This is a genomic window from Chryseobacterium barbadense (assembly GCF_042849955.1).
In the GTDB taxonomy this organism is placed as follows: domain Bacteria; phylum Bacteroidota; class Bacteroidia; order Flavobacteriales; family Weeksellaceae; genus Chryseobacterium.
The window spans coordinates 26,827-41,867 of the sequence record NZ_BAAFHL010000024.1 but is presented as its reverse complement, the minus strand read 5'-3'; the positions used below and the strand labels follow the sequence as shown (position 1 = coordinate 41,867).

Sequence of the window (15,041 nt, the reverse complement as noted above, 5' to 3'; positions counted from 1 at the left end):
TAGGTGATAGGAAGTTTTGTGATATCTTCAATTGTCCTTATATCTTGAGATGATATTCCTAATTCATTCAACTTTCCTCTGTAAAACTCCGATCTCGCCTCAAGATATCCGACCAAATTTGCCAATCTCTCAGACTGAAGCTGTCTCAACTGGTCGAGCTTTAAATATTCAACTGAAAAATCCATAAAACTAACTAACATTTGTTAGGCGTAAATTTAAAAAGAAATTCCTTGCCCACCAAATTTTTATGATTTCCATCACATTCTTGAAAATTTTTCCTTCTGCAGAATAATATAAAAGAGTAAAAGATTAGATTATTTCTGATTTCCTAAAAGTCCGTAAAGAATCTTATCCCTGATTTCATCTGTGATTTCAAAAGCAGATTCACTGTTTCTCTTGAACCAGAAATAGGAATTATTAAGGGTATGAAGAATAAATCTTGTGGTGAAAACAGGTGATTTCAATTCCCAATTTTGAGCGTGGTAAATCTCTGAAATCAACTCCTCTACTTCCAGCTGATATTTTTTCCGTAGCTCAACAAATTCCGAAAGTCTTTCTTCTAGGTGCTTCCATTCATTGGAATAGATATGAGTAACATCCGGGTTTTTAAGAACCACCAATAGATGTTTATCAATCAACAAATTCAGTTTTTCTTTCGGATCAACATTTGTATCTTTTACTGTTTGAAGCTCAACAAAGAAATCCTGAGCAATACCGAAACAAATCCATTCCAGAATTTCTTCTTTAGAACGGATATGTGCATATAGAGATGCAGCTTTAATGTTCAGCCTGGTAGCAAGGTCTCTTACGGAACTTCCTACATAACCTTTCTCCTTGAAAAGTTCAATGGCTACTTCGAGTATTTTCTTTTGTTTGTCTTTCAGCTCCATGTGATAATTGCAAAAGTAATTATTTTTAACCACCCCGTCAAATCAAAGATTTACCGCTCTTCAAGAAAGGGAAAATAATTAGAGTACATAAGGCCACCCTATTTTATAGAAAATTTTCACAAATCGGAAATTTTGTCAAGTTAATTTTACGTTAAAAATATAAAATTCGGAAATTTTGTCCTATATTTTTGTAAATTTAATAATTGAACAGTTTTTGCGATACGCTACTCGAATTAAATGATAAATACTTGATGGCGTTAAGAAACTAAGCCTGAAAATTTGGTTTCTTAATGTTTTTTGAAAAAAATAAACTAATCATTACATTATTATAAATATGAACTTAAATCAATATACCGTAAAATCACAGGAAGCCATCCAGGCAGCACAACAGGTTGCTATGGAATTTGGCAATCAAAGTATTGAACCTCAACATATACTTGAAGGGATCTTTCAGGTAGATGAAAATATTTCGCCTTTCTTATTAAAAAAATCTGAAGCAGATGCCCAATTGGTAAGAGAGCGCAACCGTGAGAGTTTAGAAAAGCTTCCAAAAGTACAGGGAGGAAACATTTATCTTTCACAATCGGCTAATAAAGTTTTACTGGATGCTCCCAACATCGCTAAAAAAATGGGTGATGAATACGTAACTATTGAGCATTTATGGCTGTCTCTTCTGGACACAAACTCAGAAGTTTCCAAGATGCTGAAAGACATGGGCGTAACCAAAAATCTTCTGGAAGGGGGAATTAAAGAACTAAGAAAAGGAAGCAAGGCTACTTCTGCAAGTTCGGAAGAGACTTACCAATCCTTAAATAAATATGCTAAGAATTTTAATGAATTAGCTGCGGACGGAAAGCTGGACCCGGTGATCGGAAGGGATGAAGAAATCCGAAGGGTTTTACAAATTCTTTCAAGAAGAACAAAGAACAATCCTATTTTAATCGGGGAACCAGGTGTGGGTAAAACAGCTATCGCCGAAGGTATTGCCCACAGAATTATCAGTGGCGACGTTCCTGAAAATCTAATGGACAAGACCTTGTATTCATTAGATATGGGAGCTTTGATCGCCGGAGCCAAATATAAGGGTGAATTTGAAGAGCGTCTGAAATCTGTTGTGAATGAAGTGATAAAATCTGACGGACAGATCATTCTTTTCATTGATGAGATCCACACCTTAGTGGGAGCCGGAGGTGGTGAAGGCGCCATGGATGCAGCCAATATCCTGAAACCGGCTTTGGCAAGAGGAGAATTAAGAGCTATCGGAGCAACTACTCTAAATGAGTACCAAAAGTACTTTGAGAAGGATAAAGCTTTAGAAAGACGTTTCCAGAAGGTAATGGTGGAAGAACCGGATACTGAATCTGCGATTTCCATTCTTCGTGGAATCAAAGATAAATATGAAGCGCACCATAAAGTAAGAATTAAGGATGAAGCAATTATTGCCGCAGTGGAAATGTCGCAAAGATATATTTCAGACCGGTTTTTACCGGATAAGGCGATTGACCTTATTGATGAAGCTTCTGCTAAATTGAGAATGGAGATCAATTCCAAGCCTGAAGAGCTTGATGTTTTAGACAGAAAGCTTATGCAGCTGGAAATTGAATTGGCAGCCATTTCAAGAGAAGGAAATCAAACCAAGATTGATCATTTGAAAGAAGATATTGCCAAAATTTCCGAACAGAGGAATGAGATCAATGCCAAATGGTTAAAAGAAAAACAAAAATCCGAGGATTTAACTCAGATTAAAAAAGATATTGAATCTCTGAAGTTAGAAGCAGAAAGAGCTTCAAGAGCAGGAGATTATGCAAAAGTAGCGGAAATCCAATACGGAAAGCTTCGTGAAAAAGAAGAAGAGCTGAAAAAAGTAGAGCTTGAAATGCAGAACCATCAGAATGAGCTGATCAAAGAAGAAGTTACTGCTGAAAATATTTCGGAAGTGATTGCTAAATGGACCGGAATTCCGGTGACCAAGCTTTTACAATCCGAAAGAGAGAAATTATTGCACCTGGAAAACGAACTTCATCACAGAGTCGTAGGACAGGACGAAGCAATTCAGGCTGTAGCAGATGCAATCAGAAGGAATAGAGCCGGATTAAGCGATGAAAAAAAACCGATAGGGTCCTTCTTATTCTTAGGAACAACTGGCGTTGGTAAAACAGAATTAGCCAAAGCTTTAGCGGAGTTTTTATTTGATGATGAGAATAATATGACGAGAATTGATATGAGTGAATATCAGGAGCGCCACAGTGTTTCAAGATTGGTGGGAGCGCCTCCGGGATACGTAGGCTATGATGAAGGCGGACAACTGACGGAAGCTGTAAGAAGGAGACCCTATTCCGTAGTATTATTAGATGAGATTGAAAAAGCTCACCCTGATGTTTTCAATACATTATTACAGGTACTGGACGATGGCCGTCTGACCGATAATAAAGGACGTGTGGTGAATTTCAAAAATTCTATTATCATCATGACATCGAATTTAGGTTCACACCTGATCCAGGAAAATTTCGAAAACATTACGGAAGATAATCAGGACGAGATTGTTGAAAAAACCAAAGAAGATGTTTTTGACTTACTGAAACAGACTTTACGTCCGGAGTTTTTAAACAGAATTGACGAAATCGTATTGTTCCAGCCTTTAAGAAAAAAAGAAATCGGAAAAATTGTTCAATATCAATTAAGAGGATTCAACGATTTATTATCCAAGAAAAACATCATTATGACAGCCACTCAGGATGCTGTAGATTATTTAATGAACAAGGGATATGATCCTGTTTTTGGAGCAAGACCTTTAAAAAGAGTGATCCAGCAGGAAGTTTTAAATAAATTATCCCGAGAGATTCTGGCAGGAAATATTAATGATGGAGACAGAATCACGTTAGATTATTTTGAAGAAACAGGATTGGTTTTCAGACCAACAGAAAAATAAAGTAGTTTTTTTTTCATATATATTATTTTTGTAAGTAAGTGTCCCAGACAAAATCTGAGACACTTATTTTTTTAAAATAGTTAATTTATTTCTATAAAATTAAAATTTGAAATAAAAGCATAAAAACACATAAATTAATGAATTTAACATAATAAAAAAGGTAAAATGTTAAAAAATATACAATAAAACAATATTTTTATATATTAGCACCTCAAACCAAAAATAATGTTTTATGAAAAAATTGTTCTTTGGAGCTTTAATGGCTCTTGTTATTTCATGTAACAGTGAAAACGAAACAAATTCTCCTCTAAATTCCAGTGCTGAACAATCTGATGCCACTGCAAACAAAGGTGCTTTTTGCGGTTCGGACATCGTGAGACAAAAACTTTTATCTGAAGACCCTGCAGCAATGCAGCGTATGCTTCAGTTGGAAAGCAAAACCGCTGATTTTATTGAACAGAAAAAACTAGGCAGAGTCTTAGCTGACGGAAGTGTTGAAATTCCTGTTATTTTCAATGTTCTTTACACCAATTCCACCAACAATGTTTCAGATGCGAGAATCAACTCTCAGATCGATGTCCTTAATAAGGCATTCGCATCTACTCACGCTGATGTTGCCAACATCCCGACAGAGTTTCAGTCTGTAAATGCAGGAGATACAAAGATAAAATTCAGGTTGGTACAGGTTAACAGAAAATCAACAACAAAATCGAGATGGTCTCCGGATGACAAAATGAAAAAGGCTTCTTCCGGTGGTGTTGATGCTACTGATCCTACTAAGTACTTAAATATCTGGGTGGTTGACTATATGCCATACCAATCCGGATATGTGTTAGGATATGCTACATTCCCTGAATCTGCAGGTCTTTGGAATGATGGTGTAGTAATGATGGATGAGTATGTAGGAGAAGGCGGCCCTGTTGCTACTCACAACAAAGGAAGAGTGACCGTACACGAAGTAGGACACTATCTGAACCTGAGACATATCTGGGGTGATGCGAATTGCGGAAATGACCTTGTAGATGATACTCCACAACAGATTACCAACCACAGAGGCGTTCCTACTTATCCTAAATATGAGACTTGTGGCGGTGTATCCCGTTCTGTAATGTTCATGAATTACATGGATTATTCTGATGAAACTACCCTGTTTATGTTTACACAAAAACAAAACGACAGAATACAGGCTACTGTTGCCGCTACAGGACCAAGAGCAGGTTTAAGGGTTTTATAACAGTCCTATTTAAAATAAATTACATTGTCCCCGGTAACGGGGACTTTTTTATTTCTATCAATCCGTAAAATCACGGATAATAAACAGGAAAAACACGTGTCGTATTACGTAAAATTTTCACGAACTTTGCGTTAAGAAACATTATTATAAAGCTAACATTATGAAAACAAAATCAACCTTAGAAAGTGGAACATTGGATCCAATCATTAGCCTTAGTACCATACCAGCAACCCTTATTCAAACCCTGGTTAACAATTATCGCAATTCTCAGCTTGCCGCAATCAATACCAACCTTAATATGAATGATGCCCATTCCATATGGTTTAATCTTGCCACACTAAAGAAATTTATTGCTGATATTGAGTCTGAAACCCAGAAGATAAATCCAGATGTTTCAGAAAACGATCTCGGAATCCGTTTTTATTATGCAGCCTATCCTTCAACAGAAAACTGGAACCTGATGGAAAATCAGCCTATCGGACAGGAGTATGCAGGAAAACACACTTTAGTTTTAGTTCCTACCATGAAAAAAGCGAATGAAGAAGGAGAGTTATTAGATTATGATTTTAATCCTTTGTATTCGGAGAGCTACAAAAAAAACATTACTCCTTTAGGATTTACATCAGATGTAGATGATGACACACCATTGTCCGATGATAACGCTTTAGCGCAAAATCACGGACAGCTTATTCCTCCTTCATCAACAGTTGTACAAATGTATTAATCTATATAAAAATTAATGGAACTAAATAATTTTCAACTCTTCTTAAGCCAAAGCGGTCTTTTTTTTGAAGGCGTTGCTGCAATAATAGCCCTATTATACTACAAAAGTGTTAACAGGCAATACTGGAAGTATTTTGCATATTATTTAGTTATTATATTTTTATGTGAAATTTTAGGAAAATGGGGCGTAAATTGGATTACATTTTCAGAACCGGGTATTGAAAAAATAAAAAAAGCGATCTATTATAACTATTTTGTAATCCCACTTCAGTTTATATTTTTTTATTGGTTATATGGAGCAAAATCATTGAAGAACAACCGAATATTCTGGATCTTTTCATTATTATATGTACTTTCATTTATTCCCAGTGAACTTTATTTTAAAGAAAGCAAGATCGTATCTTCATTTAATTACACTTTTGGTTGTCTTCTTTTAATGATCATGGTGATCCTGGAATATTATAAGCAGATTAATTCCGAAGATATTATCAGTTTTCATAAGAACAGGATGTTTTATATTAATTTAGGAGTTACTCTTTTTTATATTGGCACACTTCCTTTCTTTACATTTTATGAGCTTTTATATAAAGAGAGTCCGGAAATCTGGAGTATCTATTACAGCTACTATCAGATCTCTCTTCTTCTAATGTATTTACTTTTCTCAATTTCATTTATATGGGGAAAACAGAACTCTTAATAACAGTGATCCTGTTCAACATATTTTTTGTGTTGTTTGTAGCTGCCGTTATTGTTTATATCAGAAAGTATAAACAGCGGAAAAGAGAATATCTGAATGAAATTCAACTGAAAAACGAAGCCCACCAAAGAGAGCTTCTCGCCACCCAGTTGGAAATCCAGCAAGCCACGATGCAACAGATCGGACGTGAGCTCCACGACAATATTGGTCAAAAATTAACTCTCGTGAGCCTGTATACTCAGCAATTACTGCATGAGAACAAAGTTCCGCAGGTAAGCGAAACCATTGAACAGGTTTCTCAGATCATCAATCAGTCACTTCACGATTTGAGAAGCCTTTCAAAAACTTTAACGGATGATAATATAAATCAAAAGGAAATCGTAACTTTAATTCAGGAAGAAGTAGACAAAACCAATGCATTTAAAAGATGTAAAGTAAACTTCGAACACAACTTCCAGCAGCTCGATTTAGGGTTTGTCCATAAAAATGTATTGCTCAGGATTACGCAGGAATTTATCCAAAACAGTATGAAACATGCCCGCTGCAAGAATATTTACATCCACCTGAATACTTCTGAGGAAATTCTCTGGGAATTAAAAATTCAGGATGACGGCGTAGGATTTGACAGATCCAGGATCACATCCAACGGCATCGGCCTTACCAATATGAAAAACAGAGCCGAAATCATAGGAGCCAATTTCAGCCTGGACAGCCAGAAAAATATGGGAACCACACTCAATATCATTTTAAAAAGACAGCCATGAAAAAAACCATAGTCATTGTTGACGACCACGTACTTATCGCCAAAGCACTGGAAGGGATTATCGATAATTTCAAAGATTTTGAAGTCATTTATGTCTGCGAGAATGGGAAAGACCTGATTCAGAAATTTGAAAACAACAGTAAAATTCCGGATATCATTCTTTTAGATATCAGCATGCCAATAATGGATGGCTTTGAAACCGTTCTCTGGCTTAAGGAACATCATCCCAATATTAAAGTAATGGCCCTGAGCATGCAGGGAGACGACAAAAGTGTCATCAAGATGATCAAAAACGGAGCAAAAGGCTATTTACTGAAAAATACCCATCCTAAAGAATTAGAGAACGCACTTACAAAACTCAATTCGGATGGTTTCTTTTACCCTGACTGGGCATCGAAAATCATATTTTCCAATCTGAATAATGATAACGGAACTGAAAATGCAGTAAGAATTTCCGACCGGGAAAAAGAATTTTTAAAATACACCGTGACCGAACTCAGCTACAAGGAAATTGCAGATAAAATGTGCTGCAGCCCAAGAACCGTTGAAAGCTACAGAGATCAGCTTTGCGAAAAACTGGATTTAAAAACCCGCGTTGGCCTTGCCGTTTTTGCCATTAAAAATGGATTTGCAGGCTAATTTTTCACAACTTCAAATAATCAACATAAAAGTCCAGATAATCTGGGCTTTTTTATATTCTAGACTAGAAGCCGAAAACAACATTACAAATAATTCAAATAAAAATAAATTTAAATTTGGAAAAATCAACAAATAAGCTAATAACCTCAAAATATATAAAATAATAAAACAATTCCATTACATAGAATATTATTACACAAAATACAAACATTTATAAAATAAATTAAACAATGCACAATGTTTTTAAAAGATAGATGATAAATTAATAAAAAAAGTTATAAAACATATTGCACAGTAATTCCAAATAATATAAATTCACAGTCTGAAAATTTTACAAAATAACAGTCTATGAAAAAATTATTATTTGGGGCCCTGATGCTAGGCTTCGTAACCGCTTGTAACAGCGACAATGTTACTAACCCAACTGAAAACCCAGCCAACCAGGAAGCAACTTCGGGAGATATTGCAGCAAGAGGCTGTGCTTCTGAAGATATTCGTCAAGAAGCTTTAAAGAACAGTCCTGAATTGAGACAAAAATTCGCTAACCTTGAAGCCAACACGGAAAAATTTGCTAATGAGATTAAGCTTGGAAAAGTTCTGGCGGACGGAACTGTTGAAATTCCTGTTGTAGTAAACGTATTATACAGAACCTCCACTGAAAATGTTTCTGATGCAAGAATCGCTGAACAAATTGATGTATTAAATGCTGACTTTACTGCAACCAACAGTGATATCAATAAAATTCCGTCGGAATTCCAGACAGTAGCCGCCGGAGATACAAAAATTAAATTCAGATTAGTAAACACAGTAAGAAAATCTACTACAAAAAATAGCTGGTCTACCAATGATGACATGAAAAAGGCTACCAAAGGTGGAATTGATGCAACTAATCCTACCAATTATCTTAACTTATGGGTAGTCGGCAAAATGACAAGCCAGGGAAGAACTATTCTTGGATATGCTACATTCCCTGAATCAGCAGGATTATGGAATGACGGTGTAGTAATTGCAGCACCATTCTTTGGAAAAACAGGAGCTTCTTCTCCTTTCAACTTAGGAAGAACAGCTACCCATGAAGTAGGACACTATTTAAATCTTAGACATATCTGGGGGGATGCTACTTGTGGAAACGACCAGGTTACGGATACCCCTACACAAACTACAGCAAATTACGGAAAGCCAACTTACCCGTTGTATAATACTTGTAGCGGCGTTCAGAGATCTGTAATGTTCATGAACTATATGGATTATGTGGATGATGCTGCCATGTTTATGTTCTCAGGAGGGCAAAAAACAAGAATGCAGTCTGTAGTAGCTTCTTCAGGAGCAAGAGCAGGATTAAGAGTCCTTTAATATTCCATTTAATATACAAAATAAAAAGCCTGGACATATCCAGGCTTTTTTGTATTTATTAAAATGTTTTCAGATTATCTTCCGGAGTATAATCCATAAAAATTCCGCCTTCCAATCCTACAGATTTTACTTTTTTCTTAATAGGAACGGTTAAATTCGACTGTTTCTGATCTTTCTCCCATAAGTCCGGTGAAAAATGCAGTTTTTCCACCGCGCCATCTATATAAGTGATATATGCATCAAAAGGAATGGCAAAACCACCCACATTATCAATATTTACAGTAAGGATATTATTTTCCTGAGAAATTGCCGTGATTTTCAAATCTATATAATTATTGGTATAAAACCAATTGTTCCAGAACCAGTTCAGATTTTTCCCGGAACCTGCATTCATGGAATAAAAATAATCCCACGGAATCGGATGTTTCCCATTCCAGTTATCCATATAACGATGTAATGCTTTTTTAAATAAATCATCACCTAAATAATCTTTCAACGCCAGATAAGACAGAGAAGATTTCACATAGGAGTTATTTCCATACCCCGCACCACTCACCTGTGTACTCATCGTAATAATAGGCTGATCTTGTTCAGCTGAAGGATCATTAATCCATCTTTTTACCCTGAAATTCTGATAAAAACGTTTAGCCGCCTCTTCACCGTTTTCATCAATCCCAATTAAATATTCCAGTGTGGTAGCCCATCCTTCGTCCATAAAAGCATAGCGGGTTTCATTGATTCCCATGTAGAAAGGAAAATAAGTATGGGCAATTTCATGATCTGCCGTTAATCTCGCGTCCTGAAAATCATCAGGAATACTGGTATCGTTAATCATCATAGGATATTCCATATCCGCATATCCCTGAATGGCGGTCATTACATTATAAGGATATTCCACACCGGGCCAGTTTTTAGAGAACCAGTCCAGATTATAACGCATCCAGTCAACATAATGTTCAAAATCTTTGGCACCTGCTTTATATCCTGCCTGAGCACTAACTCTTTTTGTTTTAAGCTGCACACTTGCAGCATCCCAAACGTAATGATTGCTTAATGCAAAACAAAAATCAGTAATATGGCTGGCTTTAAATTTCCAGACAATCCACTTATTTTGTTTGGTTACTTTTCCGGATTTCATTTCCTGTTCATTGGCAATGTGAATAACCTCATCACCCTTCAAGGAAGCTTTATACCGTTTTAAATATTCCGGCTGAAGTACGGCATCAGGATTCAGAAAATCGCCGGTAGCCCAAACCACATAGTTTTTAGGAGCGGTAATTGCAAAAGAATAATCGTTAAAATCATTGTAAAATTCCTGCCTGTCAGAATGCGGAAGCGTATCCCACCCGTTGTAATCATCATATACGGAAACTCTCGGAAAAGAATAAGCAACGTAAAATGTTTCCGGATCAATTTGTCCTTCTCTCCCACTTTGAACGGATAAAGGGTATTCCCATTCTATTTTAATTTCGGTCTTTGATTTCGACTTTACAGCCTTATTGAGCTTTACTTTTTCAACCGTTCCCCAATCCTCGCTATTGACCTCATACTTTTGACCATCCACAATAAATGATTTGATATGCAAGCCGGATGAAAGAAAATCTTTAGACACAAAACCCGATCTCGGCGATTGCGGTTTATGCAGGTTGTTGACAAATCTTATGGCAAGTTCATTTAAATCATTGGGACTGTTATTGCTGTATACAATCGTTTCTTTTCCGGAAACAATCTTAGTATGGGCATCCACTTTCACATCAACGTTATATATTCCCTTATTCTGCCAGTAATTCTTTCCCGGCGCTCCCGAAATGTCCCGGGTTCCGTTTTCATATGCTTTTTTAATATTTCTTGGCATATATAATTCCTGTGCAGAGAATGGCCATGATGCCAAAAACAATAAACTAAAAACCAACCTTCTCATGATAACAGTTTTTAAAATGATAACGAATCTAGTAAAAAAGCAACAAAAAAAGGCAATAAAATTATTGCCTTTTTATAATAATCCTTTTATTTTTCTAAAATTGTAAATCTACCAATACCGGGAAGTGATCCGAAGGATATAGCAGATTCTCTCTTCGGTCATTAATATGCCTGTGAGATTTGATTTTAAAGCCCTTCACAAAAATATAGTCAATTCTGTCTTTCGGAACTTCATTCACATTAAAAGCGGTAAAAGTTCCTATAGGGCCGTAGTGCCTGGTTTCCGAATGATAAAAGCTGTCTTCCATATTTTGAGAGATCGTTTTAATAGGAAGCGTATCTTCAGTAAGATTAAAATCTCCGCTTAAAGTTACCGGAAGATTTTTAGGATTGAGTTCTTTAATTTTTTTCAGGATCAGTTCTGAAGATTTTGCTCTGGCTATATTCCCGATATGATCAAAATGAAGGTTCAACGCCATAAATTCTTTTTTGGATTTTTTATCTTTAAAAACAGCATAAGTACAAATTCTGTTTAAAGCCGCATCCCAACCTTTGGAAGGTTTCTCAGGAGTTTCGGAAAGCCAGAAAGTTCCTGATTTCAATACCTGAAGTCTTTCTGTATCATAAAATATTGCCGAGAATTCTCCTTTTTCCTTGCCGTCATCTCTTCCAACGCCTACATAATCATAGTTTTTCAATCCTGTTTTTATATCTTTCATCTGCTCAGGAAGCGCTTCCTGAACTCCGAAATAATCCGGATGATAATAGCTTAACAGGTCTAAAACTTCCGGCTTCCTCTCCGTCCACGCATTTTCTTTATCAGATTCTACCTGTAACCTGATATTGAAACTCATTACTTTAAGATCCTGCGAAAAGCCTAATGCAAAAAGCATTAAGAACATCAATGAACATCTGAAATTCATACTCTATATTTTAATTATAAGACAAAAATAAAAACTTCTCCCGTAGAGAGAAGCCTTATATTGCATTTGTTATGTTAAATTCCTTTAATTTGATTTTTTAGCTTTGATCATCGCTTCCAGCGCATCCCACATTTCCTGGGGAATATCTTCCAGCATATTGAATTCTCCTGCTCCCTGAAGCCATTCACCGCCATCAATAGTAACCACTTCCCCATTCATGTATGCTGAATAATCCGATACCAGGTAAGCTGCTAAATTGGCCAATTCCTGGTGTTCCCCTACTCTCCTCAACGGAACTTTTTTTCTCATATCGAATTTTTCCTGCAAATCTCCCGGAAGAAGTCTGTCCCAGGCTCCTTTGGTTGGGAAAGGTCCCGGTGCAATCGCATTGAAACGGATTCCATACTTCGCCCATTCAACAGCTAAAGATCTGGTCATTGCCAAAACACCGGCTTTTGCACATGCGGACGGAACCACATAAGCAGAACCTGTCCAGGAATAGGTAGTCACGATATTTAAAACCGTTCCCGGAGTTTTAGAGGCGATCCAGTGTTTTCCTACGGAAAGTGTACAGTTCTTCGTTCCCTTCAAAACAATATCTAAAATAGAATCAAAAGCGGAATGCGTCAATCTTTCGGTAGGAGAAATAAAGTTTCCGGCAGCATTATTCAGGAGAATATCAATTTTTCCGAATTCTTTTAAAGTAGCTTCTTTCATCGCCTCCACCTCATCCCAGTTCCTTACGTCACAAGTAACGCAAAGAACTTTTCCGCCCGTTTCCTCTTCTAACTCCTTTGCTGTAACCTGTAGTTTTTCAAGATTCCTGGAAGTGATCACCACTTTGGCACCCAGCTGAAGAAAATATCTGGTCATGGCTTTTCCAAGACCGCTTCCGCCTCCGGTTACAATAGCTACTTTATCTTTCAGGGCATCTTCACGCAACATCGGCTGTGTATATAGATTCATATTTTTAATTTTTCCTAAAAATAATAAATATTAAAATGCAAAGTTTTAAAATACACTGATAAATAATGTTATAAATAATTATTTTTTATCATGACAACACAGCATAACCCTTAATAATAAAGCGGCCCGATCGTTCCGATCGGGCCGCTTCTGACAGGCTTTAAAAATTAATTATGAAACTACCGTTCCTTTGAAAGAAAGTGTTTTTGGAGTTTTACTGTCACTTGTTGTTACGTTAACCGTTTTCATAAATGCACCCGGATTCGCAGCATTATAGCTTGCCTCTACAAATCCTTTTTTCCCGGGAAGGATGGGTGTTTTTGTATAATCTGCCGTTGTGCATCCGCATGAGGGTGCTACATTTTCTATGATGATCGGCTTCGAACCTGTATTGGTAAATTCAAATCTGATCAATTTCGGTTTCCCCTGAGGAATATTTCCTACGTCAATAGATTCTGATTTCCATTTGATCGCTTCCGGAAGTATTTTTACAACAGGAGCATGGTCTACAGGAAATACATTTGCATAAAATGGAGAGAACGCCAACACGGCTAAAAGAGCTGTAATTTTTAAATTTTTCATGATACAAATTTTATTAATTGATAAAAAGAAACTTCTTTGCTGATGTTTTGATATAGCAAATGTAACGGTGATTATCAATGGAACATGTTAACCGCTCTCAAACATTTGTTAACGAGTTGTTAATGATAAAAGATAAATAGATATTTTTGGATAATATTGCTTGTGTAAATGGAAATCAAGAAACTCAATATCATCATCACTCTCGGATTTGTAGCGATCATCGGCATTTTGATTGCGCAGCTTTTATGGACCCGACAGGCGTATAATCTTGAGGACAAAAAATTTAATCAAACGGTAAACGTCGCTTTGCTTGAAGTGGTGGAAAAGTTATCTGTTGGTAAAGCTTCTTTTACCGAAAGCCCGGTACAGAACATTTCCAACGATTATTATGTGGTTAATATCAATAATGAATTCCATCCTGCAGTGTTGGAGCATTACCTGAAAACAGAATTTACGAGGTTTCAGATCAATACCAATTATGTTTATGCATTGTATAACTGTCACAGCGATCAAATGATCTATGGAAAATATATTTCGAGCCACCAGGAAGATCCCAATGACAAAGTCATACAATTTCCGAAACATAAAAACCTGGTTTATTACTTTTCTATCCGTTTTCCGGACAAGACCGCGTATCTCATCAGTTCGCTGAGGTTTTGGTATCTGCTCACCTTTGCCCTTATCATTATTCTTTTGGTATATGTTTATTCCATCTATACAATCATTCAGCAGAAAAAATTCTCGGAGCTGCAAAGGGATTTCATTAATAATATGACGCATGAGTTTAAAACCCCTCTTTCTTCCATTCTTTTGGCATCTGAAGCACTCAGGAAGCAGGAGCTCATCCAGGGAAGCCCTAAACTGCAAACCTATACTTCCATTATTACAGATCAAAGTTATAAGCTCAATCATCATATTGAAAAAATATTGAATATTGCCCGCAACGATGCTTCCGGATTATCATTAAAGCCGCAGAAAATAGTTTTACTGCCCTTCATTCAGGAAATTGTGGATACCATCAGACAAAAAAATGAAAATCTTTCCATATGCATAGAAATTGATGATAACACTTCGATAATGGCTGATGAATTTCATTTCACCAACATCATTTACAATATTCTGGACAATTCCATCAAGTATTGTGAAACAAAACCGGAGATCACTATTTCTTCACGGAAAGATTCAAAAGGCTTATATTTAAAATTTAAAGATAACGGAATGGGAATTCCTGCTAAAAATATTCCTCATATTTTTGATAAATTTTACAGAGTCAACACTAAAAAAAGCGATGAGGTAAACGGGTTTGGATTAGGTTTATTTTATGTAAAAAAGATTGTTCAGCAGCATAACTGGAAAATTTCGGTGGAAAATAATACGGATAAAGGAATTACCATTACTCTGTTTTTACCTTTTAATTGATAC

The 15,041-nt window shown here is 36.3% G+C and carries 13 protein-coding genes and 1 pseudogene; 8 read left to right on the top strand and 6 right to left on the bottom strand.

Annotated features, from left to right (window positions below; all coding sequences use genetic code 11):
- Positions 1-185 (bottom strand): annotated as a pseudogene (locus ACGHIN_RS10705) (phenylacetate--CoA ligase); the annotation flags it as partial.
- Positions 186-314: 129 nt separating this feature from the next.
- On the bottom strand, positions 315-890 hold the full coding sequence (locus ACGHIN_RS10700) for a TetR/AcrR family transcriptional regulator (RefSeq protein WP_390453251.1): 576 nt from the start codon (positions 888-890) through the stop codon (positions 315-317).
- A 334-nt stretch (positions 891-1,224) separates the two neighbouring features.
- Between ACGHIN_RS10700 and clpB the strand changes: the two genes are divergently transcribed.
- From clpB to ACGHIN_RS10665, 7 genes are all read left to right on the top strand, one after another.
- Positions 1,225-3,819: an ATP-dependent chaperone ClpB gene (clpB, locus tag ACGHIN_RS10695; protein WP_390453250.1), complete on the top strand. Its 2,595-nt coding sequence runs from the start codon at positions 1,225-1,227 to the stop codon at positions 3,817-3,819.
- Between the two features lie 232 nt (positions 3,820-4,051).
- Positions 4,052-5,053 (top strand): zinc metalloprotease, encoded by a 1,002-nt coding sequence (locus ACGHIN_RS10690; protein ID WP_390453248.1) that lies wholly within the window; start codon positions 4,052-4,054, stop codon positions 5,051-5,053.
- A 160-nt stretch (positions 5,054-5,213) separates the two neighbouring features.
- Positions 5,214-5,777 carry a hypothetical protein gene (locus ACGHIN_RS10685; RefSeq protein ID WP_390453247.1) on the top strand — a complete coding sequence of 188 codons (564 nt, stop codon included), beginning with the start codon at positions 5,214-5,216 and terminating at the stop codon, positions 5,775-5,777.
- A gap of 15 nt (positions 5,778-5,792) precedes the next feature.
- Positions 5,793-6,473, top strand: a complete 681-nt coding sequence (locus ACGHIN_RS10680) for a hypothetical protein (protein ID WP_390453245.1) — start codon at positions 5,793-5,795, stop codon at positions 6,471-6,473.
- Complete coding sequence (locus tag ACGHIN_RS10675; RefSeq protein WP_390453243.1) at positions 6,452-7,237, top strand: sensor histidine kinase; 786 nt, start codon at positions 6,452-6,454, stop codon at positions 7,235-7,237. Before ACGHIN_RS10680 ends, ACGHIN_RS10675 begins: the two co-directional genes overlap by 22 nt.
- Entirely contained in the window at positions 7,234-7,875 is a 642-nt protein-coding gene (locus ACGHIN_RS10670) for a response regulator transcription factor (protein ID WP_390453241.1), read from the top strand. Before ACGHIN_RS10675 ends, ACGHIN_RS10670 begins: the two co-directional genes overlap by 4 nt.
- Before the next feature lie 348 nt (positions 7,876-8,223).
- Complete coding sequence (locus tag ACGHIN_RS10665; protein ID WP_390453239.1) at positions 8,224-9,228, top strand: zinc metalloprotease; 1,005 nt, start codon at positions 8,224-8,226, stop codon at positions 9,226-9,228.
- A 58-nt stretch (positions 9,229-9,286) separates the two neighbouring features.
- Here the strand turns inward: ACGHIN_RS10665 and ACGHIN_RS10660 are convergent, their stop codons facing one another.
- The 4 genes from ACGHIN_RS10660 to ACGHIN_RS10645 all read right to left on the bottom strand — a co-directional run bounded on the left by ACGHIN_RS10660 (position 9,287) and on the right by ACGHIN_RS10645 (position 13,619).
- The gene (locus ACGHIN_RS10660) at positions 9,287-11,149 is read right to left on the bottom strand and encodes a M1 family metallopeptidase (RefSeq protein WP_390453237.1); all 1,863 of its coding nucleotides are present in this window, start codon (positions 11,147-11,149) and stop codon (positions 9,287-9,289) included.
- A 94-nt stretch (positions 11,150-11,243) separates the two neighbouring features.
- Positions 11,244-12,071 carry an endonuclease/exonuclease/phosphatase family protein gene (locus tag ACGHIN_RS10655; protein ID WP_390453236.1) on the bottom strand — a complete coding sequence of 276 codons (828 nt, stop codon included), beginning with the start codon at positions 12,069-12,071 and terminating at the stop codon, positions 11,244-11,246.
- An 84-nt stretch (positions 12,072-12,155) separates the two neighbouring features.
- The gene (locus ACGHIN_RS10650) at positions 12,156-13,037 is read right to left on the bottom strand and encodes an SDR family oxidoreductase (RefSeq protein ID WP_390453235.1); all 882 of its coding nucleotides are present in this window, start codon (positions 13,035-13,037) and stop codon (positions 12,156-12,158) included.
- Between the two features lie 171 nt (positions 13,038-13,208).
- Positions 13,209-13,619, bottom strand: coding sequence for a DUF1573 domain-containing protein (locus ACGHIN_RS10645; protein ID WP_390453233.1), 411 nt, complete (start codon positions 13,617-13,619; stop codon positions 13,209-13,211).
- 168 nt (positions 13,620-13,787) lie between these two features.
- Between ACGHIN_RS10645 and ACGHIN_RS10640 the strand changes: the two genes are divergently transcribed.
- Positions 13,788-15,038 (top strand): sensor histidine kinase, encoded by a 1,251-nt coding sequence (locus ACGHIN_RS10640; RefSeq protein ID WP_390453232.1) that lies wholly within the window; start codon positions 13,788-13,790, stop codon positions 15,036-15,038.
- Positions 15,039-15,041 lie beyond the last annotated feature (3 nt).